At 68.8% G+C, this 25531-nt stretch carries 26 protein-coding genes and 1 pseudogene; 20 read left to right on the top strand and 7 right to left on the bottom strand.

The window, feature by feature from the left end; translation table 11 throughout:
• The first annotated feature begins 53 nt into the window (after positions 1-53).
• From KX816_06065 to KX816_06010, 12 genes are all read left to right on the top strand, one after another.
• A complete protein-coding gene (locus KX816_06065; GenBank protein QXQ07582.1) occupies positions 54-2396 on the top strand; it encodes a transketolase in 2343 nt (780 codons plus the stop codon).
• Positions 2397-2477: 81 nt separating this feature from the next.
• Complete coding sequence (locus KX816_06060) at positions 2478-2759, top strand: type II toxin-antitoxin system Phd/YefM family antitoxin (protein QXQ08424.1); 282 nt, start codon at positions 2478-2480, stop codon at positions 2757-2759.
• On the top strand, positions 2719-3138 hold the full coding sequence (locus KX816_06055) for a type II toxin-antitoxin system PemK/MazF family toxin (GenBank protein QXQ07581.1): 420 nt from the start codon (positions 2719-2721) through the stop codon (positions 3136-3138). Before KX816_06060 ends, KX816_06055 begins: the two co-directional genes overlap by 41 nt.
• A 97-nt stretch (positions 3139-3235) precedes the next feature.
• Positions 3236-5851: a type I DNA topoisomerase gene (gene topA / locus KX816_06050; GenBank protein ID QXQ07580.1), complete on the top strand. Its 2616-nt coding sequence runs from the start codon at positions 3236-3238 to the stop codon at positions 5849-5851.
• A 272-nt stretch (positions 5852-6123) separates the two neighbouring features.
• The gene (locus tag KX816_06045; protein ID QXQ07579.1) at positions 6124-6513 is read left to right on the top strand and encodes a DUF3597 domain-containing protein; all 390 of its coding nucleotides are present in this window, start codon (positions 6124-6126) and stop codon (positions 6511-6513) included.
• Between the two features lie 49 nt (positions 6514-6562).
• Positions 6563-8767 carry a VacB/RNase II family 3'-5' exoribonuclease gene (locus KX816_06040; GenBank protein QXQ07578.1) on the top strand — a complete coding sequence of 735 codons (2205 nt, stop codon included), beginning with the start codon at positions 6563-6565 and terminating at the stop codon, positions 8765-8767.
• A 126-nt stretch (positions 8768-8893) separates the two neighbouring features.
• Entirely contained in the window at positions 8894-9067 is a 174-nt protein-coding gene (rpmG, locus tag KX816_06035) for a 50S ribosomal protein L33 (GenBank protein ID QXQ07577.1), read from the top strand.
• Between the two features lie 76 nt (positions 9068-9143).
• The gene (locus KX816_06030; protein QXQ08423.1) at positions 9144-9383 is read left to right on the top strand and encodes a DUF3572 domain-containing protein; all 240 of its coding nucleotides are present in this window, start codon (positions 9144-9146) and stop codon (positions 9381-9383) included.
• Positions 9380-9985 (top strand): HAD family hydrolase, encoded by a 606-nt coding sequence (locus tag KX816_06025; GenBank protein ID QXQ07576.1) that lies wholly within the window; start codon positions 9380-9382, stop codon positions 9983-9985. The genes KX816_06030 and KX816_06025 overlap by 4 nt, the downstream gene beginning before the upstream one ends.
• Position 9986: 1 nt before the next feature.
• Positions 9987-10448: a RidA family protein gene (locus KX816_06020; GenBank protein ID QXQ07575.1), complete on the top strand. Its 462-nt coding sequence runs from the start codon at positions 9987-9989 to the stop codon at positions 10446-10448.
• Complete coding sequence (locus tag KX816_06015) at positions 10441-11604, top strand: GNAT family N-acetyltransferase (GenBank protein ID QXQ07574.1); 1164 nt, start codon at positions 10441-10443, stop codon at positions 11602-11604. The genes KX816_06020 and KX816_06015 overlap by 8 nt, the downstream gene beginning before the upstream one ends.
• Positions 11605-11698: 94 nt before the next feature.
• A complete protein-coding gene (locus KX816_06010; protein ID QXQ07573.1) occupies positions 11699-12100 on the top strand; it encodes a hypothetical protein in 402 nt (133 codons plus the stop codon).
• Positions 12101-12146: 46 nt separating this feature from the next.
• On the opposite strand, the gene panC is transcribed toward KX816_06010, so the two are convergent.
• Positions 12147-13034: a pantoate--beta-alanine ligase gene (panC, locus tag KX816_06005; protein QXQ07572.1), complete on the bottom strand. Its 888-nt coding sequence runs from the start codon at positions 13032-13034 to the stop codon at positions 12147-12149.
• A 73-nt stretch (positions 13035-13107) separates the two neighbouring features.
• On the opposite strand from panC, the gene KX816_06000 reads away from it, so the two are divergent.
• From KX816_06000 to ruvA, 5 genes are all read left to right on the top strand, one after another.
• The gene (locus tag KX816_06000) at positions 13108-13932 is read left to right on the top strand and encodes a division plane positioning ATPase MipZ (GenBank protein QXQ07571.1); all 825 of its coding nucleotides are present in this window, start codon (positions 13108-13110) and stop codon (positions 13930-13932) included.
• The gene (locus KX816_05995) at positions 13929-14324 is read left to right on the top strand and encodes a J domain-containing protein (GenBank protein QXQ07570.1); all 396 of its coding nucleotides are present in this window, start codon (positions 13929-13931) and stop codon (positions 14322-14324) included. The genes KX816_06000 and KX816_05995 overlap by 4 nt, the downstream gene beginning before the upstream one ends.
• 46 nt (positions 14325-14370) lie before the next feature.
• Positions 14371-15114, top strand: coding sequence for a YebC/PmpR family DNA-binding transcriptional regulator (locus tag KX816_05990; protein QXQ07569.1), 744 nt, complete (start codon positions 14371-14373; stop codon positions 15112-15114).
• A gap of 85 nt (positions 15115-15199) precedes the next feature.
• On the top strand, positions 15200-15697 hold the full coding sequence (ruvC, locus tag KX816_05985; protein QXQ07568.1) for a crossover junction endodeoxyribonuclease RuvC: 498 nt from the start codon (positions 15200-15202) through the stop codon (positions 15695-15697).
• Complete coding sequence (gene ruvA / locus KX816_05980) at positions 15694-16296, top strand: Holliday junction branch migration protein RuvA (GenBank protein QXQ07567.1); 603 nt, start codon at positions 15694-15696, stop codon at positions 16294-16296. The genes ruvC and ruvA overlap by 4 nt, the downstream gene beginning before the upstream one ends.
• Here the strand turns inward: ruvA and KX816_05975 are convergent.
• The 3 genes and pseudogenes from KX816_05975 to KX816_05965 all read right to left on the bottom strand — a co-directional run bounded on the left by KX816_05975 (position 16293) and on the right by KX816_05965 (position 18185).
• Positions 16293-17384 (bottom strand): dipeptidase, encoded by a 1092-nt coding sequence (locus tag KX816_05975; GenBank protein ID QXQ07566.1) that lies wholly within the window; start codon positions 17382-17384, stop codon positions 16293-16295. The two genes, ruvA and KX816_05975, sit on opposite strands and share 4 nt — an antisense overlap.
• 80 nt (positions 17385-17464) lie before the next feature.
• A pseudogene (locus KX816_05970) lies at positions 17465-17751 on the bottom strand (hypothetical protein).
• Positions 17748-18185, bottom strand: coding sequence for a hypothetical protein (locus tag KX816_05965; GenBank protein QXQ07565.1), 438 nt, complete (start codon positions 18183-18185; stop codon positions 17748-17750). The pseudogene KX816_05970 and the gene KX816_05965 overlap by 4 nt, the downstream one beginning before the upstream one ends.
• A 148-nt stretch (positions 18186-18333) precedes the next feature.
• On the opposite strand from KX816_05965, the gene ruvB reads away from it, so the two are divergent.
• Positions 18334-19365 (top strand): Holliday junction branch migration DNA helicase RuvB, encoded by a 1032-nt coding sequence (ruvB, locus tag KX816_05960; protein QXQ07564.1) that lies wholly within the window; start codon positions 18334-18336, stop codon positions 19363-19365.
• 133 nt (positions 19366-19498) lie between these two features.
• Here ruvB and KX816_05955 read toward each other — a convergent pair whose 3' ends face one another.
• Positions 19499-22012 carry a ribonuclease E/G gene (locus KX816_05955; protein QXQ07563.1) on the bottom strand — a complete coding sequence of 838 codons (2514 nt, stop codon included), beginning with the start codon at positions 22010-22012 and terminating at the stop codon, positions 19499-19501.
• A 478-nt stretch (positions 22013-22490) separates the two neighbouring features.
• On the opposite strand from KX816_05955, the gene KX816_05950 reads away from it, so the two are divergent.
• Together KX816_05950 and KX816_05945 are read left to right on the top strand one after the other, a co-directional pair.
• Positions 22491-23081, top strand: coding sequence for a DUF3011 domain-containing protein (locus tag KX816_05950; protein ID QXQ07562.1), 591 nt, complete (start codon positions 22491-22493; stop codon positions 23079-23081).
• Positions 23082-23140: 59 nt separating this feature from the next.
• The gene (locus KX816_05945; GenBank protein QXQ07561.1) at positions 23141-24517 is read left to right on the top strand and encodes an N-acetylmuramoyl-L-alanine amidase; all 1377 of its coding nucleotides are present in this window, start codon (positions 23141-23143) and stop codon (positions 24515-24517) included.
• Positions 24518-24526: 9 nt separating this feature from the next.
• On the opposite strand, the gene KX816_05940 is transcribed toward KX816_05945, so the two are convergent.
• Entirely contained in the window at positions 24527-24880 is a 354-nt protein-coding gene (locus KX816_05940) for a GntR family transcriptional regulator (GenBank protein QXQ07560.1), read from the bottom strand.
• A gap of 31 nt (positions 24881-24911) precedes the next feature.
• Positions 24912-25490 carry a nitroreductase gene (locus KX816_05935; protein QXQ07559.1) on the bottom strand — a complete coding sequence of 193 codons (579 nt, stop codon included), beginning with the start codon at positions 25488-25490 and terminating at the stop codon, positions 24912-24914.
• Positions 25491-25531: the final 41 nt, after the last annotated feature.

Raw genomic sequence — 25531 nt, 5'->3', positions numbered from 1 at the left:
AAGCATGACCCCATGTTCTTGCGGGGCCTTCCGCAGCGGGGTACCGCGAAAGCATGGCCAGCTCCCTCCGTGTCACCGAACCCGCCGGCGTTTCACGCGAGCTGATCGCGACGCTCGACACCCTTGACGCGCGGCTGCGCTGGCTCGCGTCGTGGACGATCCACAACGCCAATCACCTGCGCGAGCATCCCGACGGCCTGAAGGTCGGCGGCCACCAGGCATCGTGCGCGTCGATCTCGACGATCATGACCGCGCTGTACTTCGCCGCGCTCGGGCCGAACGACCGGGTCGCGGTCAAGCCGCACGCGGGGCCGGTGCTGCACGCGATCCAGTACCTGCTCGGGCGGCAGACGGTGGAGCAGCTCAAAGCGTTCCGGGCGTTCGGCGGCATGCAGAGCTACCCGAGCCGCACCAAGGACCGCATCGACGTCGACTTCTCGACCGGCTCGGTCGGCCTCGGCGTCGCGGTCACCGCTTTCGCCAGCCTGGTGCAGGACTATCTGGTCGCCCACGGCAAGCTCGCGGACGCCGACCGCGGCCGGATGATCGCGCTGATGGGCGACGCCGAGCTCGACGAGGGCAACATCTACGAGTGCCTGATCGAGGCGTACAAGCACGACGTCCGCAACTGCTGGTGGATCGTCGACTACAACCGCCAGTCGCTCGACCACACCACCGCCGACCGCATGTTCGACCGCTTCGACGACATCTTCGCGACCTGCGGCTGGCGGGTGCTGACGCTGAAGTCGGGCAAGCTGCAGAAGGCGGCGTTCGCGAAGCAGGGCGGCAAGGCGCTCGAGGCGTGGATCGATGCCTGCCCGAACGCCGAGTACGCGGCGCTGACCTACCAGGGCGGCGCGGCGTGGCGCGAGCGGCTGCAGAAGGACCTCGGTCAGACCGTCGTCGAGTTGCTCGCGGCACACGACGATGATGCCCTCGCGCGCCTGATGACCAACCTCGGCGGGCATTGCATCGCGACTCTGCTGGAGGCGTTCGCGGAGGCGCAGGACGACACCCCGACGTGCTTCATCGCCTACACCATCAAGGGCTACGGCCTGCCGTTCGCGGGGCACAAGGACAACCACGCCGGGCTGATGAACCCGGGCCAGATCGACGGCCTCCGAACCTCGATGGGCATCCCCGAAGGGTACGAATGGGACGCTTATGCGGGGTTAGGCAACAACGCCGCGGCAAGCGTCCAGGCCTTCGTCGAGGCGTCGCCACTCCATGCCAAGGTCGGCGACCGGGCCTTTGAAGGTATCCAGATACCCTATCGCCTGCCGGTGCCCGACGGAGTCGAGCAGTCGACCCAGGCCGCCTTCGGGCGCATCCTGCTCGACATCTCCAAGGCTGGCGGGCCGCTGGCGGACCACATCGTCACGACCTCGCCCGACGTCACCGTGTCGACCAACCTCGGCGCGTGGGTCAACCAGCGCGGCCTGTTCCGCCGGCAGGACATGGCGGACGTGTTCAACATCGCGCGCATCCCGAGCGCCCAGAAGTGGGCCGGCCGTCCGGCGGGCCAGCACATCGAGCTGGGGATCGCCGAGAACAATTTGTTCCTTATGCTTGCCGCCGCGGGGCTCTCGGCGCCGCTGTTCGGGACGCGGCTGCTGCCCATCGGCACCGTCTACGACCCGTTCATCGCGCGCGGCCTCGATGCGCTCAACTACGGGTGTTACCAGAACGCGCGCTTCCTGCTGGTCGCGACGCCGAGCGGCCTGACCCTCGGGCCGGAGGGCGGCGCGCACCAATCGATCAACTCGCCCCTGATCGGCATGGGCCAGCCCGGCCTGACCTATTTCGAGCCCGCCTACGCCGACGAGCTGGCGCTGCTGATGCGCTGGAGCTTCGACCACATGCAGGCCGACGACGGCGGCGCGGTCTACCTCCGCCTGACCACGCGCAGCATCGCGCAGGTCGAGCGAGCCGATGACCGCTGGGAAACCGGGGCACTGGCCGGCGGCTACTGGCTCAAGCCCCCCGCCCCCGGCGCCGAGGCCGCGATCGTCGCGATGGGTGCGCTGATGCCCGAGGCGCTGGCCGCGTGGGAACAGCTCAAGGACGACCTGCCGGGCATCGGGCTGCTCGCGGTCACCTCCCCCGACCTCCTCCACCGCAGCTGGTCCGCCGCCCGCGCCGCGCGCTGGACCGGCGAGCGCGCCGAGAGCCACGCCGCGAAACTGCTCGCCGCGCTTAGCCCCACTGCCGGGCTGGTCACGGTCTGCGACGGCGCGCCGGGGACGCTGTCGTGGCTGGGGGGCGTGCGCGGGCAGCGGGTCTCGCCGCTCGGGGTCGACCGGTTCGGGCAGACGGGGAACCTGGGGGATTTGTACCGCGAGTACCGGCTGGATGCGGCGGCGATTGTCGATGCGGCGGCGGAGCTGTTCCTCTAACAAGATTCCTTGAAATACGGATTTTCCGTGATATATGCCTATTCGAGCGTTCCACTATTGGCGCGCCAGATTGAGGCAGTCATGGCAGCTACCTTGGAGAGGGTTTCCTCCACCGACGTTTCCAAGCGCTTCGGCCATTTTTACGACGAGGCCATCACGCACCCGATTGCAGTCGAGCGTAATGGAACGGCGCGCGTAGTCATGATGCCGGTCGCAGAATATCTGCGGCTGGCAGCGCTCGATCACGTCGCGCTGACACCCCAAGAACTAAGCCGCAACGACATCCGCGCCCTCCGGGACGCCAAGGCCCCGGAAACCGCGCATGCCCTCAACTACCTCATGGACGACGCCGCAACCGGCTGACGTCATCCACTACCGCTATTTGTGGCGGCATGAGGCGGAGCGTGGCGAGGAGGACGGACGCAAGGATCGGCCGTGTTTGGTGTTGAGCGCCGACCAGCGCAGCGGTGGGCTGACCGTCATCACGGTTGCGATCACGACGCGAAAATACGATCCCGCGCATTCCGTCGAAATTCCACCGCGTGTCATTCGACATCTCGGCCTCGACGACCGGTCCCGGATCGTCTGGACCGACCTCAACCGCTTTACGTGGGTCGGGCCTGATGTGGGGCTGCTCCGCGGCGGTACGCCCTACTACGGACAGGTGCCGGGGCTGCTGTGGGACAGGGTCAGGGTCCTCGTCCATAATGCCGCGATCGCACCGGTGGACAGGTCGGTCTGAGCGGTAACGCACCCCACCCTTGCCCCCTCCGCTTGCCAAGCCCCATATCATGCGCGTAGGGGCCGCCCCGCCTGTTGGGCCGTCCCCGGAGACATAAATGCAAGTCGTCATCGTGGAATCGCCGGCCAAGGCGAAGACCATCGAGAAGTACCTCGGCCCCGGTTTCACCGTGCTCGCCAGCTATGGGCACATCCGCGACCTGCCGGCGAAGGACGGTTCGGTCGACCCGGAGCACGACTTTGCGATGCAGTGGGAGCTGTACGGCGACAAGTCGCGGCAGCTGAAGGCCATCGCCGATGCGACCAAGGGTGCCGACCGCGTCATCCTCGCGACCGACCCCGATCGTGAGGGCGAGGCGATCAGCTGGCATCTGCTGGAGTGGCTGAAGGGCAAGAAGGCAGTGCCCAAGGGCGGTGCGCAGCGGGTGACGTTCAACGCCATCACCAAGGCGACCGTGCTGGAGGCGATGGCCAATCCGCGCGAGCTCGATGACGCGCTGATCGACGCCTACAAGGCGCGGCGGGCGCTGGACTATCTGGTCGGCTTCACGCTGTCGCCGGTGCTGTGGCGCAAGCTGCCGGGCGCCAAGTCGGCGGGGCGCGTGCAGTCGGTGGCCCTGCGCCTCGTGGTCGACCGGGAGCGTGAGATCGAGGCCTTCCGGGCGCGCGAATACTGGACCGTCGAGGCGACGCTGGCGGCTTCGTCCGGCACTGTCTTCACCGCGCGCCTGTCGCTGCTCGGCGGCAAGAAGGTCGACAAGTTCGACCTGACCAACGAGGCCGACGCCGCCAAGGCCAAGGCACAGGTCCAGGCCGGGCGCTTCACGGTGTCGGCGGTCGAGACCAAGCCGGTCACCCGCAACCCCTATCCGCCGTTCACCACCTCGACCCTGCAGCAGGAAGCATCGCGCAAGCTCGGTTTCACGGCCAGCCACACGATGCGCGTCGCGCAGGGGCTCTATGAGGAGGGCCACATCACCTACATGCGGACCGACGGCGTCCAGATCGGGGCGGAGTCGATCGCGGTGATCCGCGACGTCATCGCCAAGGAGTTCGGCAAGGACGCGCTCCCCGAGAAGGCGCGTCACTACGCGACAAAGGCCAAGAACGCGCAGGAAGCGCACGAGGCGATCAGGCCCACCGAGCCATCGAAGCGCCACGCCGGCAACGCCGATGCCGCCAAATTGTACGACCTGATCTGGAAGCGCACGATCGCCAGCCAGATGGCGAGCGCCCGCATGGAGCGGACCAGCGTCGACCTGCTCAGCGACGACGGCCGCACCGGCCTGCGCGCCTCGGGCCAGGTCATGCTGTTCCCGGGCTTCCTCGCGGTCTACACCGAGACCCGCGACGAGACGCCGACCGACGCCGAGGACGACGACGACGGCAAGCGCCTGCCCAAGCTGACGCAGGGCGAGACTCCGGCGGTCAACGACGTCACCGCCGACCAGCATTTCACCGAGCCACCCCCGCGCTTCTCGGAAGCGACCCTGGTCAAGAAGCTCGAAGAGCTCGGCATCGGCCGGCCGTCGACCTACGCCTCGATCCTGCAGACGCTGCGCGACCGCTCGTACGTCAAGATGGAGAAGAACCGCTTCTTCGCCGAGGAGAAGGGCCGGCTGGTCACGGCGTTCCTCGAGCGCTTCTTCGAGAAATACGTCGGCTACGACTTCACCGCCGAGCTCGAGACCGAGCTCGACGAGGTCTCGGCCGGCACGCTGGACTATCTCAAGGTACTCCGCGACTTCTGGGGCGACTTCGAGGCGCGGACCAAGGAAATCCTCGACATGCGGCCGTCCGACGTGACGATCGCGCTCGACGAGTTCCTGTCGCCCTTGCTGTTCCCGCCCAAGGAAGACGGCAGCGATCCGCGCCTGTGCCCGACCTGCGGGACGGGACGCCTGAGCCTCAAGACCGGCAAGTTCGGTGCCTTCGTGGCGTGCTCGAACTACCCCGAGTGCCGCTACACCCGCCAGTTCGCCAGCGAAGGCGGCGACTCTGCGGCGACCGGCGGCGCACCGCTGCTGCTCGGCATCGATGACGTCAGCGGCGAGCCGGTGACGCTGCGCTCGGGGCGCTTCGGCGCCTACATCCAGCTCGGCGAGGACGGCGAGAAGGGCGCGCCCAAGCCGCCGCGCGCCTCGATCCCCAAGGACGTGTCGGTCGCCGGTCCCGAGGACCTGCCGCTGGCGCTGCGCCTGCTGGCGCTGCCCCGCGAAGTCGGCATCCACCCGGAGAGCGGCGAGCCGATCACCGCGAGCATCGGGCGCTATGGGCCGTACCTCGCCCACAACGGCAAGTACGCGCGCTTGACCTCGACCGCCGAGGTCTTCGAGACCGGCATGAACACCGCGGTCGTCAAGCTGGCGGAGGCGCTGGCCGCGGGGCCACGCTCGCGCAATTCGCCCGCACCGCTGCGCGAAGTCGGGGCGCACCCGGTCAGCGGCGCGACGATCAAGCTGATCGAGGGACGCTTCGGCCAGTATCTGGCGGACGGCACCACCAACGCGACGGTGCCCAAGGGTTCGGACGGCATGACGCTGACGCTGGACGAGGCGGTGGCGCTGCTCGATGCGCGGGCGGCGGCAGCTCCGGCGAAGGGCAAGAAGCGCCCGGTGGCGAAGAAGGCGGCGGCAAAGCCCGCAGCCAAGGCAAAGCCGGCCGGCAAGACCGCTGCCAAACCGGCAGCCAAGCGTGCGTCGACGAAGGCGTGACCCGGCGAAACGTCGGGTTTCTTTACACTTTGGTAATATAGTTAACGGCGAACTCGTTGTTATCGTGTAATTGCGAAGCTTGGCACGGTCGTTGCATAGCCGAAAGCGTATCATTCGTGGCTGAGCCGGTGGCTCGCCGGAAGTTTGTACGCTGGGTGCGCACAGGGGGCCGTCCGTTCGCGGGCGGCCCTTTCGTGTGATTGCGCGACGGGCCGCGCGACCAAGTTGCCGCGACGGGCGTTAGCGCTCCGCACAACCAAGGAGTATGAGCAATGAGCGTCTTCGGCAGTATAATGGACAAGATCTTCCACCACAGCGCCGCCAAGGCCGCGCCGGCTCCAACCGCAGCGCCCGCTGCTGCCGCCGCCGCGCCTGCCGCAGCCGCTGCACCTGCCGCCCAGCCGCAGGTCGATGTCGAGCAGGTCCTGACGATCATGGCGCAGCAGTCGGGCGGCGGCGGCAACTGGCAGACCTCGATCGTCGACCTGCTCAAGCTGCTGGGCATCGACTCGAGCCTGTCGAACCGCACCGCGCTCGGCCAGGAACTCGGCGTCCACGCCGGTGCCGACGGTAGCGCCGAGCAGAACATCGCGCTGTCGAAGGCCGTCTGGGCCAAGCTCGCCGAGAACGGCGGGCGCGTGCCGGCGACACTGCGGGACTAATCTCGACTAAACGTTGCGGGGGACGGCGTTCGCCGTGCATTAGGCATACGTGCCACGCCGTCCCCCCGCTCCGCCTCCGGGCCTTCCGACCCGCGAACAGGTGCTGGCGTTCGTCAGCGGCTCCCCGACCGCGGTTGGCAAGCGCGAGATCGCCAAGGCCTTCGGACTCCACGCCCAGGACAAGATCGCACTGAAGGCGCTGCTGCGCGAGATGGCCGACGACGGCGCCCTTGACAGTGGCCCCGGGCGCTCGGTCCATAAGGGCGGCGGCCTGCCCCCGGTTACTGTGCTCCGCATCGTCGAGGCCGGCGACGGCGGCACCATCGCTGTCCCCGACGCCTGGGACCGCGGCACCCCGCCGCCCCGCATCCGCCTGATCGAGGGCCGCAACCGCGCCGCGCTGGGCGTCAACGACCGCGTGCTGGCGCGCATCGAGGAAAAGGGCTCGGGCTACCAGGCCTTCCCGATGAAGACGCTGGCCAAGACCGAGGAGTTCGTTCTCGGCATCCTGCGCAAGGATGCCAACGGCTTCCGCCTCATCCCCACCGACAAGCGCGCCCGAACCGACCTTGCCGTCCTCGACCGCGGCGAGGCCGAGCCCGGCGACCTTGTCCTCGCCGAGCCCTCGGGCCGTCCGCCCCGCCAGCATGCCCGCATCGTCGAGGTGCTCGGCGACCCGTTCGCGCCGCGCAGCTTCTCGCTGATCGCAATTCACGCCAAGGGTATCCCGCACGCCTTCAACGCCGACGTGCTCAACGAGGCCGAAGCCGCCGCCCACCGCGACCTCGGGCCGCGCGAGGACCTCCGCGTCCTCCCGATCCTGACCATCGACCCTGCCGACGCTCGCGACCACGACGACGCGGTGTTCGCTACACCCCGCGACGACGGCGGCTGGGACGCGGTCGTCGCGATCGCCGACGTATCCTTCTACGTCCGCGAGGGCAGCGCGCTCGACCGCTCGGCCCGCGAGCGCGGCAACTCGGTGTACTTCCCCGACCGCGTCGTGCCGATGCTGCCCGAGGTGCTCAGCGCCGACGCGTGCTCGCTGGTCGAGGGCGTCGACCGCGCCGTGCTGGCGTGCCACCTGCACATCGGCGGCGACGGCAAATTACTCGGGCACCGGTTTACGCGAGCGGTGATCCGCTGCGCCGCGAACATCGCCTATGAGGAAGCGCAGGCGACCATCGACGCCGACGCGGGCGAGTGGCTGCCGGTGCTAAAGCCGCTCTGGGGCGCGTGGAAGTCCTTGTCCGTCGCCCGTGACGCCCGCGCCCCGCTCGACCTCGACCTGCCCGAACGCCGCGTCCGCCTCGACGAGGCCGGTCGCATCGCCGCGATCGAGGTCCGCGAGCGGCTCGACGCCCACCGGGTCATCGAGGATTTCATGATCGCCGCCAACGTCGCCGCCGCACTGGCGCTCGAGGCGAAGCGGACATCGTGCATGTACCGTGTCCACGAGGCGCCCGGCCGCGAGAAACTGGTCGCGCTGAAGGACTATCTCGAAACCTTCGGCGTGCCGTTCGCGCTCGGCCAGGTCATCCAGCCGCGGACCTTCAACAGGATCCTCCACGACGCCAAGACTCAGGAGCACAGCCAGCAGGTCAGCGAGCAGGTGCTGCGGACGCAGACCCAGGCGTATTACTCGCCCGAGAACAAGGGCCACTTCGGGCTGGCGCTGTCGAGCTATGGCCACTTCACCTCGCCGATCCGGCGATACGCGGATCTGATCGTCCACCGCGCCTTGGTCCGGGCCTACAAGCTCGGCGACGGCGGACTGGGCGACGCCGAGGACGCGCGGCTGGTCCGCACCGCCGAGCACATCTCGATGACCGAGCGCCGCGCCATGGAGGCCGAGCGCGACACCGTCGACCGCTACGTCGCTGCGTTCCTCGCGACCCGCGTCGGCGAGACGCTGCCGACCCGCATCACCGGCGTCGCGCGCTTCGGCTTCTTCGCGACGGTCGAGGGCATCGGCGGCGACGGGCTGGTGCCGGTGTCGACGCTCGGCGACGAGCGCTTCGTGTTCGACGAGGGCACCAAGGTGCTGGAGGGCATCGAGACCGGGACGCGCTTCGTGCCCGGCCAGCGCCTCGATCTCCGGCTGGTCGAGTCGAACCCGATCACCGGGGCGCTGCGCTTCGAGCTGCCGTTCGGCGAGGGGACCGGGACAGCGCGACCGCGGAACGACCGGGTCCACAAGGGGCGGCGGGTCGGGCAGAGCCGGGTGCCGAGGGGGGTGCGGCGGAGGCGGTAGCGATTGCTGTAGTGACGACGAAGCAGCCAGCTCCCTCACCTGCAGGTTGACTTTTCGCCCCCCCGCCGCCATTGACCGCCCTCGTTCGCGCGTCAGCCTGCTGTCCGCGCTCTCCAGGATAGTGACATGGCCAAGCCGACAACCCTCAAGATCAAGCTCGTTTCGACCGCCGACACGGGCTATTACTACGTCACCAAGAAGAACCCGCGCAGCCCGAACACCACGGAAAAGCTGACCTTCCGCAAGTACGACCCCGTCGTTCGCAAGCACGTCGAGTTCAAGGAAGCGAAGATCAAGTAGCCGCCGCTGGCGGACGGCTTGCGGAGGCGGTAGAGCCTCCCCGGTGAGTTCAAATCCGACATCCATCGACGGCGCGATGACCCTCGCGCTGCGCGCCCTCGCTTATGTCGCGGGCGACCCCGACCTCGGGCCGCGTTTGCTCGACATCACCGGGCTCGATGCCGCGACGCTGCGGGCGCGGGCCGGTGACCCCGATACCCTCGCGGCCGTGCTCGGCTTCCTGACCGGTCACGAGCCGAGCCTGATCGCCACCGCCGAAGCTCTCGACGTCAAGCCGCAGGCACTCGCCGCGGCGGAAAGGCTGCTTGAGGCATGAAGCCGCTGCTGATCTGCGATTGCGACGAGGTGCTGCTGCACTTCGTGACGCCGTTCTCGGACTATCTGACCGAAGTCCACGACCTGACCCTCCACCTCGACAGCTTCGCGCTGACCGGCAACGTCCGCCGCAACGACGGCAGCGCGGTCGAGCCGTGGGAGTTCAAGCCGCTCCTCGACGGCTTCTTCGACACCCACATGCCGACCCAAACGCCGGCGCCGGGTGCCCCCGAGGCGCTCGCCGAGATCGCCAAGGTGGCCGACATCATCATCCTGACCAACATCGCCGAGCATCACGCGCTGGTCCGCACCGGCGAGTTGGAGAAGCTCGGCATGCCGTACCGGGTAATCGGCAACAACGGCCCGAAGGGCGCTCCGGTGGCGGCGCTGGTCGACCAGTTCCAGCCGCGCCGCGCGGTCTTCGTCGACGACCTGCCGCCGCACCACAGCTCAGTGAAGAAGGCATCGCCGGGGGTGTATCGGCTGCACATGGTCGCCGAGCCGAAGCTGCGCAATCTGATCCCGAGCGCCGCCGACGCCGACATCCGCATCGACGATTGGTCGCAGGCGCTGCCGCACATCCTGCGCTATATGGAGGGCTGACATGAGCATCAACGACCGCCTCGCGACACTCGGGATCACCCTGCCCCATGCCGCTGCGCCCGCCGCCAATTATGTGCCGGGCGTCGTCCACGGCGGGCTGCTCCACATTTCCGGGCAGATCCCGTTCGACGAGGACGGGCAGCTCATCCGCGGCCGGGTGGGCGACGACCTGACCATGAAGGAGGGCGTCGTTGCTGCCCGCCGCTGCGCGATCGGGCTGCTGGCGCAGATGAACGCGGTGCTCGGCTCGCTCGACAAGGTCGTGCGGGTGGTCAAGCTCGGGGTGTTCGTGTCGTCGACGCCTGACTTCACCGACCAGCCCAAGGTCGCCAACGGCGCGTCGGACCTGATGGTCGAAGTGTTCGGGGAGAAAGGCCGCCATGCACGTTCTGCGGTCGGCGTGGCAGCGCTTCCGCTCGGCGTGGCCGTCGAGATCGACGCTATCATCGCCGTCGATGGCTGACTCGGGGACAGCCGATGCCGGAGCCGAGGGCGGCGTCACCGCGCGCATCCTGCGCGCTGCCAGCGACCTGCCCGCGGCTGAATGGAATGCCTGCGCCGGCTCCGGCAACCCGTTCGTACAGCACGAATTCTTCGTCGCGCTCGAGGAGTCGGGCAGCGCCGTCGCCAAGACCGGATGGCAGGCCGTCCACCTCGTCGTCGACGGTCCCGACGGAGCCGCCGCGGCGATCCTGCCGGGTTACCTGAAGTCCCACAGCCAGGGCGAATACGTCTTCGACCACGGCTGGGCGGATGCCTGGAGCCGGGCCGGCGGCGACTATTACCCCAAGCTCCAGTCGTGCGTGCCGTTCACCCCGGCGACCGGCCCGCGCCTGCTGCTCCGCGACCCCGCGCTGGCCCCCGCCCTGCTCGGCGCGGCGGAGGCGCTGACCGTCCAGAACGGCCTGTCGTCGGCGCACGCGACGTTCATCGAGCCCGAGCAGGTGCAGACGTTCGAGGCCGCCGACTGGCTGATCCGCGTCGACCAGCAGTTCCACTGGTACAACGATGGCTACGCCAGCTTCGACGGCTTCCTCGCGGCGCTGAGCAGCCGCAAGCGCAAGCAGCTCCGCAAGGAGCGCCTGATCGACCCCGACCTCGAGATCGTCATGCTGACCGGCGACGAGATCGGCGAGACGGAGTGGGACGCATTCTGGGAGTTCTACCAGGACACCGGCAGCCGCAAATGGGGCCGGCCGTATCTGACCCGCAAGTTCTTTACGCTGCTCGGCGCGTCGATGGGCGACCGCGTCGTGCTGGCGATGGCGAAGCGCGACGGGCGCTACGTCGCCGGGGCGCTCAACCTGATCGGCGACGACTGCTTGTACGGTCGCTACTGGGGCTGCAGCGAGGAGGTGCCGTTCCTGCACTTCGAGCTGTGCTATTACCGCGCCATCGACTGGGCGATCGAGCATGGCCTGAAGCGCGTCGAGGCCGGGGCTCAGGGGTCGCACAAACTGGCGCGCGGCTACCGCCCGACCCCGACCTACAGCGCCCACTATATCCCCAACCCAGGCTTCCGGGATGCGGTCGCGCGCTACCTCGAGGTCGAGCGCGAGGCCGTCGTCGCGCAGATCGACGAACTCGACGACGAGACGCCGTTCCGCAAGGGCGAATGAGCCGGGCGAATATGCAGGGGGTGGGCGACTGGCTATCCGTACGCTGCATGCCTACATTGACGATGGGCATTGCGGGCGGGCCGAAGGAGCGACGATGAATATTTTGCGGCCACTGCTGGGGTTCACGCTGGCCATCGCCGGCAGTGCCGCGTTCGCGCAGGAGCCGGCACCCGACACGCTGACGATCACGCAGCCGGCCAGCAACGGCGGCACCGTCTATCGCCTGTCGCCGGACGAGATCGCCAAGATCGACCCGAACCCGCGCGCACAGGACCCCAAGCTTGCCTACGACCCGCTGTTCGACCGGTCGCTGTTCGACAACCCCAACGCCGCGCCGCGTGACCGCCGCCCCCACGGCGAGGTCGGCGCCTTCGTCGGCTCGGGCGGCTCGCACGGCGTCTATGGCGCGACGACGGTGCCGCTCGGCGACACCGGCAGCGCCAGCTTCTCGTTCGAGAACAGCCAGTTCGACGGCCGTCGCTACCGCCCGCGCTAGGCAATACGCGCTTTTCGACCGATACGCCTGGTGACCGCTCGTCGGCCTAGTGCGCGTCTGGCAACAGCACCGGCACGTTGTCGATCAGCCGGGTCTTGCCCATCCAGGCCGCCGCCAGCAGGCGCGCCGGGCGGTCCAGCCGGTCGAGCGTGACCAGGCTGCCGGGGTCGGCAAGCGTCATATAGTCAATCGGCCCGAAGCCCGCGGCCGTCAGCGCAGCCCGTGCCGCGATCAGTGTCGTCTCGACCTTTTCGCCCTTCGTCAGTGCCCGCGCGGCGGCATGAAGCGCGATCGGTAGCGCGACCGCATCGTGGCGCTGAGCCAGGTCAAGGTAGGCGTTGCGCGAGCTCATCGCGAGCCCGTCGGCATCGCGGATGATCGGCCGCCCGACGATCTCGGTGCCGCTGTCGAGGTCCGCCGCCAGCCGCCGGATGATCGCCAATTGCTGCCAGTCCTTCTCACCGAAGAACGCAGCGTCGGCCCGCACCATGTTGAGAAGCTTGGTCACGACCGTCGCAACGCCGTCAAAATGCCCCGGACGCGCCGCGCCGCACAGCAGGTCGCCGAGCCCGCCAACACGGACCTCGGTCGCGAACCCCGCGGGATAGACCTCGGTCACCGGCGGCGCGAACAGCAGGTCGCAGCCCGCACCCGCCAGCAGCGCCGCGTCGCCAGCCTCGTCGCGGGGGTAGCGGTCGAGGTCCTCGTTCGGGCCGAACTGCTTCGGGTTGACGAAGATCGAGGCAACGACCCGGCCACCCCGTGCGCGGGCTGCAGCGATCAGCGACAGGTGCCCGGCGTGGAGCGCGCCCATCGTCGGCACGAGGCCGATGGCATGGCCCGCGGCGCGCCAGGTCGCGACCTGCTTCCGAAGGTCGGCGACCGTGCGGACGGTGAGGAGTGCGTCGGAGACGACTGGGAGAGCGTCGGACATGCGGGCTTTCGTTGACTTGAACGGCCCCCTGTCGGAAACACCGCGGCGTCAATCAAGCGGGAAATCATTCGCAATGCAGGCGGGGGCCGGCGACAAGCCAGCGGAACGGCGCGCGCACATCATCGTGCTCGGCAACGAAAAGGGCGGTTCGGGCAAGTCCACGACCGCCGTCCACATCGCTGTGGCCCTGTCCCACGCCGGTTTCGACGTCGGCGCGATCGACATCGACGCGCGGCAGCGCACCGTCGCGCGCTACCTCGAGAACCGTGCGGCGCTGTCGAAGAAGCGCGATGTCACCCTGCCCTCGCCCGACATTGCGGTGATCGAGGACGGCGCCGGCGACGTCGATATCCTGACCGACCAGCTGCTCGAATGGCGCGGCAAGGACTTCATCGTGGTCGACACGCCGGGCCGCGACTCCGCCATGGCCCGCGCAGCGCTCGCCAAGTCCGACACGCTGGTCACGCCGATGAACGACAGCTTCGTCGACTTCGACCTGATCGGGCAGGTCGACCCCGACACCTTCAAGGTCAGGCGCCCGAGCTTCTACTCCGAGCTGGTCTGGGACGCCCGCAAGGTCCGCGGCCGCGTCGACGGCGGCACCGTCGACTGGGTCGTGCTGCGCAACCGCCTCGCCAACCTCGACGCGCGCAACATGCGGCGCATGGCGTCGGCGCTGGCGGAGCTGTCGAAGCGCGTCGGCTTCCGCGTTGCCCCGGGCCTCAGCGAGCGCGTCATCTTCCGCGAGCTGTTCCCGCGCGGGCTGACCTTGCTCGACGTCGGGCAACTCGAGGATTTCAGCCTCAGCCACGTCGCCGCGCGCGCCGAGCTGCGGGCACTGATCGGCGCGCTTGCACTCCCGGGTTGGGAGAGTGCCATCGCGGCAGCAGCGGCATGATCCTTCCGATCGTCGCCGTCGCGCTGCTCGCCTACTGGCTGCACACGCGCGGCGAGCTGATCCCCGCGGTCAAGCGCTGGGGTGCGGTCGCGGCGCTCGGGCTGCTGGCGCTGCGTTTCCTCGAGACCGGCAACATCGCTGCGGCGGCGCTCGCGGCGGCCGGCGCGGCCTTCTGGGGCTATGCCTCGCGCCAGAAACTCGGCGACGAGCGCCAGGCGGCGCAGGCACGGAAGGTGCTCGGAGTCACGGCCGAGGCGGATGCCGACCAGGTTCATGCCGCGTGGCGCCGGGCACTCGCCACCGCCCATCCCGATGCCGGTGGGTCGAGCGAGGCGACCGCCCAGGCGACCGCGGCGCGAGACCTGCTGCTTGCCCGGCTGGCGCGCCGCTGACCGAGGCGCTACACCGCCGTCATAATTAGCGAACGCAAGAGACCCCATGGCCGGCCATTCCAAATTCAAGAACATCATGCACCGCAAGGGTGCGCAGGACCGCAAGCGCGCCGCCGCTTTCTCGAAACTGGCGCGCGAGATCACCGTCGCGGCGAAGTCCGGCCTACCCGACCCGGCGATGAACGCGCGGCTTCGCGCTGCGGTGCTGGCGGCGCGCGCCGGCGGTATGCCGAAGGACAATATCGAGCGCTCGATCAACAAGGCGGCGGGCAACGACGGCGAGATCTACGAGGAAATCCGCTATGAGGGCTTCGGTCCCGGCGGCGTCAGCCTGATCATCGAGACCCTTACCGACAACCGCAACCGGACCGCTACCAACGTCCGCACCATCGTCGCCAAGAACGGCGGCAACCTCGGTGCCAGCGGCTCGGTCAGCCACGGCTTCGCCCGCATGGGCCTGGTCACCTACCCCGCCAAGGCGGGCAGCCCCGACAAGGTTTTCGAAGCCGCGCTCGAAGCCGGGGCCGAGGACGTCGTCTCGACGGAAGACGGCCACGAGATCTGGACCGCGCTCGATAACCTGCACGAAGTCGTCAAGGCGCTGGAGGCCGTGCTCGGCGAGGGCGACGGCGGCAAGCTCGCGTGGCGCCCGCAGCTCGAGGTCACGGTCGGCGAGAGCGACGCCGGCACCCTGCTCCGCCTGATCGACGCGCTCGAGGACGACGACGACGTCCAGACCGTGTGGGGCAACTACGACGTGCCCGAGGACGTGCTGGCGAAGCTGGGGTGACCGGAGCCTGCAACTTTTCGCCCGTCATCCCCGCGCAGTGGGTGATGGGTCCCCGCCTGCGCGGGGATGACGGCGACCTTTCGCGGTGATCCTGATCGGCCTCGACCCGGGGCTGCAGAAGACCGGCTGGGGTGTCATCGAGGCGCAGGGCAACCGCCTGCGCCACATCGCCAACGGCTGCGTGAAAAGCCGGTCGGCGGACAGCCTGAGCGACCGGCTCGTGCAATTGTACGACGCGCTGGCCGCGGTGATCGCCGCCCATCGCCCCGACGGTGCGGCGGTCGAGGAAACCTTCGTCAACGTCAACCCGCAGTCGACCCTCAAGCTCGGCCAAGCCCGCGGGATCGTGCTGCTGGTCGCCGCCAAGGCCGGGCTCCCCGTAGCGGAATATGCGACGCGCTTCGTCAAGAAGGCGATCGTCGGCACCGGCACCGCCGACAAGGCGCAGATCCGCGCGATGGTCGAGCGGCTGCTGCCCGGCTGCGCGGTCGACGGCGAGGACGCGGCGGATGCGCTCGCGGTGGCGATCTGCCACGCCCACATTGCCGGGTCGGCGACGACGCGCGCGCGGGTGCTGGCGTGATCGCCAAACTCACCGGTCTGCTCGATTCAGTCGCCGTCGACACCTGCGTCGTCGACGTCGACGGGGTCGGCTATCTCGTCGCCGCGAGCGCACGGACGCTCGGCAACCTCGGCCCGATCGGCGGTCCGCTCAGCCTGCACATAGAGACCCAGGTCCGCGAGGACGCGATCCAGCTGTTCGGCTTCGGCAGCCACGAGGAGCGCGACTGGTTCCGGCTGTTGCTCTCGGTCCAGGGCGTCGGCGGGCGGGTCGCGCTGGCGATCCTGTCGGTGCTGACGCCGGGCGATCTCCAGCAAGCCGTCGCCGCCAAGGACACCGCCAGCGTCGCGCGCGCCAACGGCGTCGGGCCGAAGCTCGCCGCGCGGATCGTGCTGGAGCTCAAGGACAAGGCCGGGGTGCTGCCGACCGGACCGCTCGGCGTCGCGCCGCTTGCCGCTTCGCCCAAGTCCGCGGTCGCGGACGCGCTGTCGGCGCTCGCCAACCTCGGCTTCCGCCCGATGGATGCCAGCCGCGCGGTCGCCGAGGCAGTCGCGGAGGTCGGAGAAGCGGCCGACGTCGGCGCGCTGGTCCGGGTGGCGCTGAAGAAAAGCGCGCGCTAGCCGCCCCAGGCCTCGCCGTACAGCCGGAGCAGGTTGCCGCCGAGTACCTTGTCGACCCGCGCCGCGCTCCAGCCCGCCTTGTCGAGCGCTTCGCCGAGCATCCGGAAACGCATCGGGCTATTAAGCTCGGCGATGAAGGGGAAAACCTCGGGTCCCTCGCCCGGCGCGGCAATGCCCCGAGCGGTGCGGTCCTCGTTGGATTTCTTTGCCTCGGCGCGGTACTTGGCGTCGACGACGATCTCGCGGAGCCCGCCGTCGGTGCCGATCCCGACGTGGTCCTCGCCGCAGACGTCGACGGCATGGCTGATGTGGCGGACGAGGTCGGCGGTGGTCGGCTTGCCGCCCGCGACCAGGAACGGCATCCAGTAGATGCCGACGACGCCACCCTTGTCGGCGAGCGCCTTCAGCTCGGCATCCCAGACATTGCGCGGGTGATCGTAGACCGAGCGGCAGCCGGTGTGGCTGATCGTCGGCGGGCGCTTCGCGGTGGCGATGGCCTCGGCGATGGTGCGCTGGCCGCCATGCGACAGGTCGAGCAGCTGCTTGTTCTTCTCGATGCGCTCGATGGTCTTGTAGCCAAGCTTCGACAGCCCGGCGTTGGCCGACTCCAGCGCGCCGTCGCCGCTCAGGTTGCGGTTGTTGTACGTCAGCTGGACGACGCGGACGCCGAGGTTGCCTAGCGTGTCGAGGCGGTCGAGATTGGTCCCCGCCATCGCCGTGTCCTGCGTCCCGAAGATGATCGCCGCGCGGCCCGAGGCCTTCGCCTCGCGAATGTCGGCGGCGGTGCGGGCGAGGATGAAGACCTTGGGGTTGGCAGCGATAAGCCCCGACCAGTAGGCGGTCTGGTCCACCGAATTGTCCCAGTTGGTCGGCAGGTTGCCGACGTCGCCGACGGTGACCTGCCACGCGGTCGCCCCCGAGTTGCGAATCTGGGCGAGGCCGCGGGGGGACAACTCGAAGCTGCCGTCCTTGCCGTCCGGATCGTCGGGAGTGCCGAGGCCGTCGATGACGATGGCGCGGTCGTAGTGGGAGCCAGCCGGCAGCTTCGCCAGCGCCGCGCTCGCCGCGAGCATCCCCGCGCCCGCCATGAGCGCTCGCCTTGTGGCCTGCATTCGTGTGTCCCCCAATGTCGCCCATGACGATAGGGGGAACCGGGCCGCGCGACCAGTCAGCCGTCGGCGGCCTTCGGCTTGCGAGCCCGCGCCGCGAGCAGGATGTCCTCCATCTCGACGATCAGCCGGCGCCCGGCCGCGCTGTCCTCGGTCTTCTCTTCCGGGTCCGCTTCGAAATGGCGCGCATGCGGTCGGCCATGTCGATCAGTTGTGCGTAGCGCTCTTCGCCAAGTTTGCGGGGAACAACGCTGAAGCTCTCCTTTAACGCCGCAAATTCTGTGTCGATATTGCGATCCGGAAAGTCTCCAAGACGGTCGATAAAGGTGGGAGAGGCAAGCATCATTGATGCGAGCATATCGCGACCAGCTCCCTCGTCCGTGCGATCGTCAGCGCGTCGGTCGCCTCTCTACCCGGTCCCATCAGGTCGAAGGCATTGTCGGCGAGCCCGCCCATGACGCCGCCCGGCGCGTCGCGAAGGCCTGGAAACGTGTGTTCGAACGTCATCGGGTCACGGAAAGCACCGCTGTTTACACCAATCCGCGCACGCGGGTTCGCACGATATTGAACTTGCATGCGCAGCGGATTGGTGCGCCCAAACCCGCCGCCTAAGCCAAAGGTGAACTGACCATTGCCCGGATCGTGGTTCGGGTTGAACTTGGCTTCAATCGGCGGACTCTCAAACGTGCTCTCGGCGACGCGGCGGCCCGTCCGCAGATAATATCGATAGGCGAGCCGTGCAGACGTCAGAGACGCTGCGCCGCGGATATCCGGCTCCATGTAATCCCTCCGACTGGACAAATATTTACCTAAAATGACTTATAAAGTCGAGTATTATAACCGTATCAGATCATTATCGCGCTCTACGACGTAACATGCGAGCTTTCCTACCCTTCCCAAGCCTCGGGTCCGCGGTGCAAGGAAGCACATGGACGACCGCCTCCAAACTCCGCTGCGCCGCCCCGAGGATGTCGACGCGGCCTTACGCCCGAAGACGCTCGACGAGTTCGTCGGCCAGGCCGGGCTGCGTGCCAATTTGCGGGTGTTCATCGAGGCAGCGCGGTCGCGGGGCGAGGCGCTCGACCACGTCCTGCTGTCGGGGCCGCCGGGGCTGGGCAAGACGACGCTGGCGCAGATCGTGGCGCGCGAACTGGGCGTCGGCTTCCGCGCGACCAGTGGCCCGGTGATTGCTAAGGCGGGCGACCTCGCGGCGCTGCTGACCAACCTCGAACCGCACGACGTGCTGTTCATCGACGAGATTCACCGCCTGTCGCCGGCGATCGAGGAGATCCTGTATCCGGCGATGGAGGACCGGGCGCTCGACCTGATGATCGGCGAAGGGCCGAGCGCGCGGTCGGTGCGGATCGACCTGCCGCCGTTCACGCTGATCGGCGCGACCACCCGCTCGGGGCTGGTGACGACGCCGCTGCGCGACCGCTTCGGGATCCCGCTGCGGCTGACGTTCTACACCGTCGCCGAGCTCGACCTCGTGGTGCGCCGCGCGGCCGGGCTGCTCGGGCTCGACCTGACCGACGACGGCGCGCGCGAGATTGCCGGGCGAGCACGGGGCACGCCGCGGATCGCCGGGCGGCTGCTCAGGCGCGTGCGCGACTTTGCCGTGGTTGCGGGCGACGGGCAGGTCACCGTCAAGATCGCCGACGCGGCGCTGAACCGGCTCGAGGTCGACGGGCTCGGCCTTGACGCGATGGACCGGCGCTATCTGATGATGATCGCCGACATCTACCGCGGCGGACCGGTCGGGATCGAGACGCTGGCGGCGGGGCTCAGCGAAGCGCGGGATACCGTCGAGGAGGTCGTCGAGCCGTATCTGATCCAGTCGGGACTGGTAGCGCGGACGGCGCGGGGCCGGATGCTCAACCCGAGTGCCTGGAAGCACCTGGGGATCGTACCGCCGGCGAGTTCGCCGCAATTGCCCTTGCTGGACGTGCTGGAGGAATAGCGAATCTGGGTGTCATCCCCGCGCAGGGGGGGCCCATGAATACCGACCTTCAAAGTGATGGTCGGAAGGTCGCGCATCACTCCGGGATGCGGTGTTCATGGGTCCCCGCCTACGCGGGGATGACAGTATTCGATCAGGTCCCGAACGTCCGCGACCACCAGCCCTTGCGGGGGGCCTCACCGGTGCCACTAGCGTCGTTCGCAGGAGTTGCGGTGGCAGCTTCGGCCTCGGCTTCCGGAGCCGCTACAGGGACGGTTGCAGCAGACGCCGCCGGCGGTGCCTCAGGAGCCTCGCCACTGTCGACCGCCTTCTTGCGCGGGCTGCGCTTGCGCGGAGCCTTCGCCTTAGCCTCCTCGGCAACGGGCACCGGATCGGCAGCGGGCGGCGCAGCGGGTGGGACCGCAGCGTCGATAGCCTCGGCAATCACCGGCTCGGCCTCGACTTCTGCAGCCGGAGCCTTGCGGGACCGCGAGCGGCGGGCCTTCGGAGCGGGTGCGTCCTCCACGCTGGGGGTGGCGAGGGCTTCGATGGCAGCCGGCTCGCTCTCGAGCGGCAGTTCGCCGTCAGTCTCGGCTTCACCGGTCGTCTCCGCCTGGGGCTCGCCCGGACCGCCTTCACGACGGCGACCACCACCACGGCGACCACGGCGGCGGCGGCGCGGAGCCTCGCCGTCATCGGCTGCCGGGGTGCGCTCGGGCTCCTCGCTGTCGGGCACGGCCTCGAGCACGGCAGCTTCCTCGCCGGAGTCGATACCGGTTTCGATTGCAGGTGCATCCTCGCCCTCGGGACGATCGGACTGGCCGCCGCGACGACGGCCACGACCGCGACCGCGGCCACGCTCGCCGCCACGCTCACCGCGCTCGGAGCGCTCGCGGGGCTGGCGCTCGGCACCCTCCTCGCCCTCGACGCCGTCGTCGTCCTCGCCTTCATGGCTGGCGTCGTACTCGTCCTCATCCTCGACAATCGCGACCGGCGCCGGGATCGGCGACATGACGATCTGGTGCGCCGGCGGTGGCCCGGCGGTGTCGATGACATAGTTCGGCCCGGTCAGGCTCTCGTCGGGAACGCACTCGATGCCGACGCCGTAGCGCTCCTCGAGCTCCTCGAGCTGGCCGCGCTTGCGATTGAGGATGTAGACCGCGACGTCGTGCTCGGCGCGCAGGCGGAACTCGCTGTTCTTGCCCTTGATCGCTTCGGCCTCGAGGTCGCGCAGGCCCGCCAGCGCCGCCGACGAGATCGTGCGGACATAGCCGGTGCCGTCGCACATCGGACAGACGTGGGTCGAGGCTTCGAGGATGCCGGTGCGCAGGCGCTGGCGGCTCATCTCCATCAGCCCGAACGAACTGATTCGGCCAAGCTGGATGCGGGCGCGGTCGTGGCGCAGCGCGTCCTTCATGGCGCGCTCGACCCGGCGGTTGTTGCCGTTGACCTCCATGTCGATGAAGTCGATCACGACCAGCCCGGCCATGTCGCGCAGGCGCAGCTGCCGGCCGATTTCCTCCGCGGCTTCCATGTTGGTCTTGAAGGCAGTTTCCTCGATGCCGTGCTCGCGCGTCGAGCGGCCCGAGTTGATGTCGATCGAGACCAGGGCCTCGGTCGGGTTGATGACCAGATAGCCGCCCGACTTGAGCTGGACCACCGGGTTGTACATCGCCGCAAGCTGCGCCTCGACGCCGAAGCGCTGGAACAGCGGCACCGCGTCGGTGTACTCGACGACGCGAGGCGCATGCGCCGGCATCAGCATCTGCATGAACTTGTGGGCGGCTTCGTAGCCGCCGGGGCCGTCGACGAGGATCTGCTCGACGTCCTTGTTGTAGATGTCGCGGACGGCCCGCTTGATCAGGCTCGAATCCTCGTGGACCAGGCACGGCGCCGACGACGCCAGCGTGGTCTCGCGGATCTCGTCCCACAGGCGGGTCAGGTAATCGAAGTCGCGCTTGATCTCGGCGCGACCGCGCTTGAGGCCGGCAGTGCGAACGATGGCACCCATGCCGGTCGGCAGCTTGAGGTCGGACATGATCGACTTCAGGCGCTTGCGGTCGCCGATGTTCGAGATCTTGCGGCTGATGCCGCCGCCATTGGCGGTGTTGGGCATCAGCACGCAGTAGCGACCCGCGAGGCTGAGGTAGGTGGTGAGCGCCGCGCCCTTGTTGCCGCGCTCCTCCTTGACGACCTGGATCAGCAGCACCTGGCGACGGCGGATGACCTCCTGGATCTTGTAGCGGCGGCGCAGCGACTGGCGCTGGCGGCGCAGCGAGTCCGAGCTGTCGTCGCTGCCGCCGGTGGTCGCGACCTCGTCGCCCTCCTCGCCGGTGTGCTCGCCCTCGTGGTCCTCGTCGTCGTGGTGATCCTCGGCGTGGAGTTCCTGCTCCTCGCGAAGCAGCGCTTCGCGGTCCTCGCGCGGGATCTGGTAATAGTCCGGGTGGATCTCGGAGAAGGCGAGGAAGCCGTGGCGGTTGCCGCCGTACTCGACGAACGCCGCCTGCAGCGACGGCTCGACGCGGGTTACCTTGGCGAGATAGATGTTGCCCTTAAGCTGCTTACGATCGGCAGCTTCGAAGTCGAATTCCTCAATCCGTTGGCCGTTGACGACCGCGACGCGGGTTTCTTCCGGGTGGCGGGCGTCGATCAGCATGCGCTGTGACATTGATGTGCTCCATGGCGCGCCGCGCGTTTCCGGACCTAGCCAGGAAACGGGCGACAGGCGAAAGTGGGGCGGCGGCGCGAATGCGCGCCAGCCGGCCCGGGGTTGTTGTGGCGATTTGGAGAGGTGACGGCGACCGTCCGGCAGGGCTGCCCGACCCGGCAACCTCCGCTCGAACTAAACGCGTCGACGTCATGCGACCCTGACCTTTTGTCCGGCGGGCCTGTATGCCGGCCGGACGGTAACGAGAACCTTGTGCACCGGGCAGAAAACCCTGGCATGAGCCCGCTTTACAGTTGCGGGCGGCCGGAGCGTTCCGCGCCGGATGCGCGGGCGACGACGCTGAATGGATCCGGCTGTATCGCCGCTTATCCCGCCGTTACGAGATGGGTAGCAGGGTCGCGAAGGCCCGACAAGCGGCTGGCGACGCGTGAGCTCGTCGGCTAGACCTTGCGGAGCCGAAACGCTGTGGGGAAACACGATGCTCAGACTGACACTAATCGCAGCGTTCGCACTGGCGAGCCTGGCACCCCTGCCGGCGCTCGCGCAGAACGGTTACCAGGGTGGCGGCCAGGGCAGCGACGACGGCTACCAGCGCGGCAACCGCGACGACGACCGGCGCGGTCCCGGCGGCGGCTACGTCGGTGGCGGCCAGCGCACGATCGTCTGCGAGTCCTACAAGCACAAGTCGGCGCGCTGCGATGTCGACACCCGCGGCGGCGTCCGCCTCGTTCAGCAGACGCATGGCAACTGCATCCAGGGCCGCAGCTGGGGCTTCGATCGTGGCGGCATCTGGGTCAACGACAGCTGCCGCGCGGTCTTCTCGGTCAATGCCGTCCGTCCGGGCGGCCCCGGCGGCTTTCCGCCGGCCAACCTGCCCGGCGGTGGTAACGGCCGCATCATCGCCTGCAACTCGATGCAGTATCAGCCGGCGCGCTGCGCCGGCGATGTCTACCGCGGTGCGGACCTGGTGCAGGACATCAGCGGCAGGTGCCAGCGCCGCAACTGGGGTTGGGACCGCGGCGGGGTGTGGGTGAACAACGGCTGCCGCGGCACTTTCCGGGTCTACTGAGCCTGTAGCGCGCCGGAGCGGCTTGTCGCTGCTCCGGTCGCCCGGTAACCGTTACGACGATGCGAGTTGCCGCCTTTGCCGTGCTGCTGCTGTGGGCGCTCCCGGCCGCGGCGCTGACCCGCGCCACCAACTTGACCGCGCTGCCGACGCGCATCGAGGTCGGCGTCGACGGGCCAGTGACGGCTCGCGTTCTCGCGCTCGCGACGCCGCTGCGGCTGGTCATCGACCTCGGCGGGGTCGATGCGGCGCGGCAGGAAGTGACCGGCAGCGGTGCCGTTAAGGCTGCGCGGATCGGCCAGTTCGACGTGAAGACGGCGCGCATCGTGGTCGATCTCGCCAAGCCGATGCGCGTTGTCGCGGCCGATGTCGGCGACGATGGTCGGCTGACCATCAAGCTCGCCCCCGCCAGCGCGACGGAATTCGCCACGGCGACGAAGCGTGGCCGGGTTTCGCTCGTGGTAGGGGCCCGCTCCGTTCCGCCGGTGCCAGATCTGTCCAAGCCTACTCCCGCCAAGCCAACGAAACCCACCGCCGCGGCCAAGCCCGCGACAAGTTCACCGCTTGCGACCAAGCCTGCAGCCAACGCGTCTGCCGACCCGGCACCTCCCGCCGACACCGGCGCGTTCGGCAAGCCCGCTGCCGATCCCGACTTCGACCTGCCCGACGGCACCTTCGGCCCCAAGGTGAAGCCGCCTGCAACCTCGCGGCCGATCATTGCCGGTGCCGTGCTGCCGCCGACCGCTCCGCGCTCGGGCGGCAAGAAGCCCCTCGTCGTCATCGACGCCGGGCATGGCGGCAAGGACGTCGGCGCGATCGCCCTCGACGGGCGCTACGAGAAGGACGTGACGCTCGCCATCGCACGGGTCGTCGCCAAGTCGCTCAATGCCTCGGGCAAGGTCCGCGCGAAGCTGACCCGCGAGGACGACCGCTTCATCCCCCTCGGCGGCCGCGTCGCCATCGCCCGCACGGCCCGCGCCGATCTGTTCATTTCGATCCATGCCGACAGCGCGCCGAACCCGCTCGCGCGCGGTGCCAGCGCCTACACATTGTCGGACACCGCCTCGGACGCGGTCGCGGCGCGGCTGGCGGCGCGCGAGAACAAGGCCGACATCATCGGCGGCGTGAACCTGGGGGTCGAGGCACCGGAGGTCGGTGACATCATGATCGCGCTGATGCGACGGTCGACCCTCAACTCCGCAATCGCCTTCGCCGAAGCGCTGCAGGACGCTCTCGGCGACCGGGTCGTGTTTCGTGGCGAATTCCACCACTTCGCCGGCTTTCTGGTGCTCAAGGCCGCCGATGTGCCGTCGGTGCTGCTCGAGACCGGCTATGTCTCGAACGCCGACGACGCCGACTTCCTGTTCTCGAAAAAGGGCCAGAAGATCGTCGGCGAGGGTGTGGCGAAGGCGATCGAGAAGCAGTTGACGGGGCGGTAGTCCGGCACGTCAGGCGTCGGCGAACAGGTCCTCGGGGGTCAGCCCCAGCCGCTCGATCCGCGCGCGGGTCCGGGGCCATTCGTCCTGCAGGAAGGCGGCACGCTCGGTCCGCATCAGGGCCAGCCGCGCGCCGGTCTCGACGTACAGCCCAACACCCTTGCGCGCCGCGACGAGGCCGGCGGTCTGGAGTTCCTGGTAGGCCTTGGCGACGGTCAGCGGATTGACCTCGAGCTCTGCCGCAAGTGCGCGCACCGACGGCAACTGGTCGCCGTCGCCGCCGCTTGCGCTGCCGCCGGTATCGATGATGCGCGCAACGATGATGTCGCGGATCTGGAGGTAGATGGGGCGGTCACCGTGGAACACCACTGTCGTATCGCGCTAGAACACCGACGAGTCAACCGTCCCAGTGGCGCACCACAGTGTCGAGGTCGGGGCGGGGCCGGTCATCGAGCGGAACCGCCGCTGTGCCGATGAAAACAAAGCCCGCGATGCGGTCGCCTGCCTGTCCGAGCGACGCGATAACGGTAGGCGAGCGCGAGGCCCAGCCGGTGATCCAGCCTGCCACGAAGCCCATCGCCGACGCCGCGGCGCACAGCATGGTCGCAGCACCACCAGCCGACAGCTGCTGCTCGTAGACCGGGATCGCGTTGAGCTCGATGACCCGGCTAAGCACGACCACCAGGCACGGCGCCTCGCCGCCGAAGCTGCGCAGCTTCTCGACCTCGGCGGGGTTCGGCTCGGGCACCTCCGCGCGATAGGCCGCCTCCAGCATGTCGTTGAAGCTGGCACGCTGGTCGGGGTCGACCACCACGAAGCGCCACGGTGCGAGCTTGCCATGGTCCGGAACCCGGGCGGCAACCGTCAGCAGGCGCTCGAGCTGGCCCGCGGTCGGCCCGGGTCCGCGCATGTCGCGTGGTTTGGCGGAGCGGCGCGTCGCGAGCAGCGATAGCGGTGTCGAACGATCATTCAGCATGCGCGGGAGCTACACCCCTGCCCCCTTGCCCCGCAAGTTCG

Source organism: Sphingosinicellaceae bacterium, from assembly GCA_019285715.1.
Lineage (GTDB): Bacteria > Pseudomonadota > Alphaproteobacteria > Sphingomonadales > Sphingomonadaceae > Glacieibacterium.
This window is presented reverse-complemented; position numbering and strand designations above follow the sequence as displayed.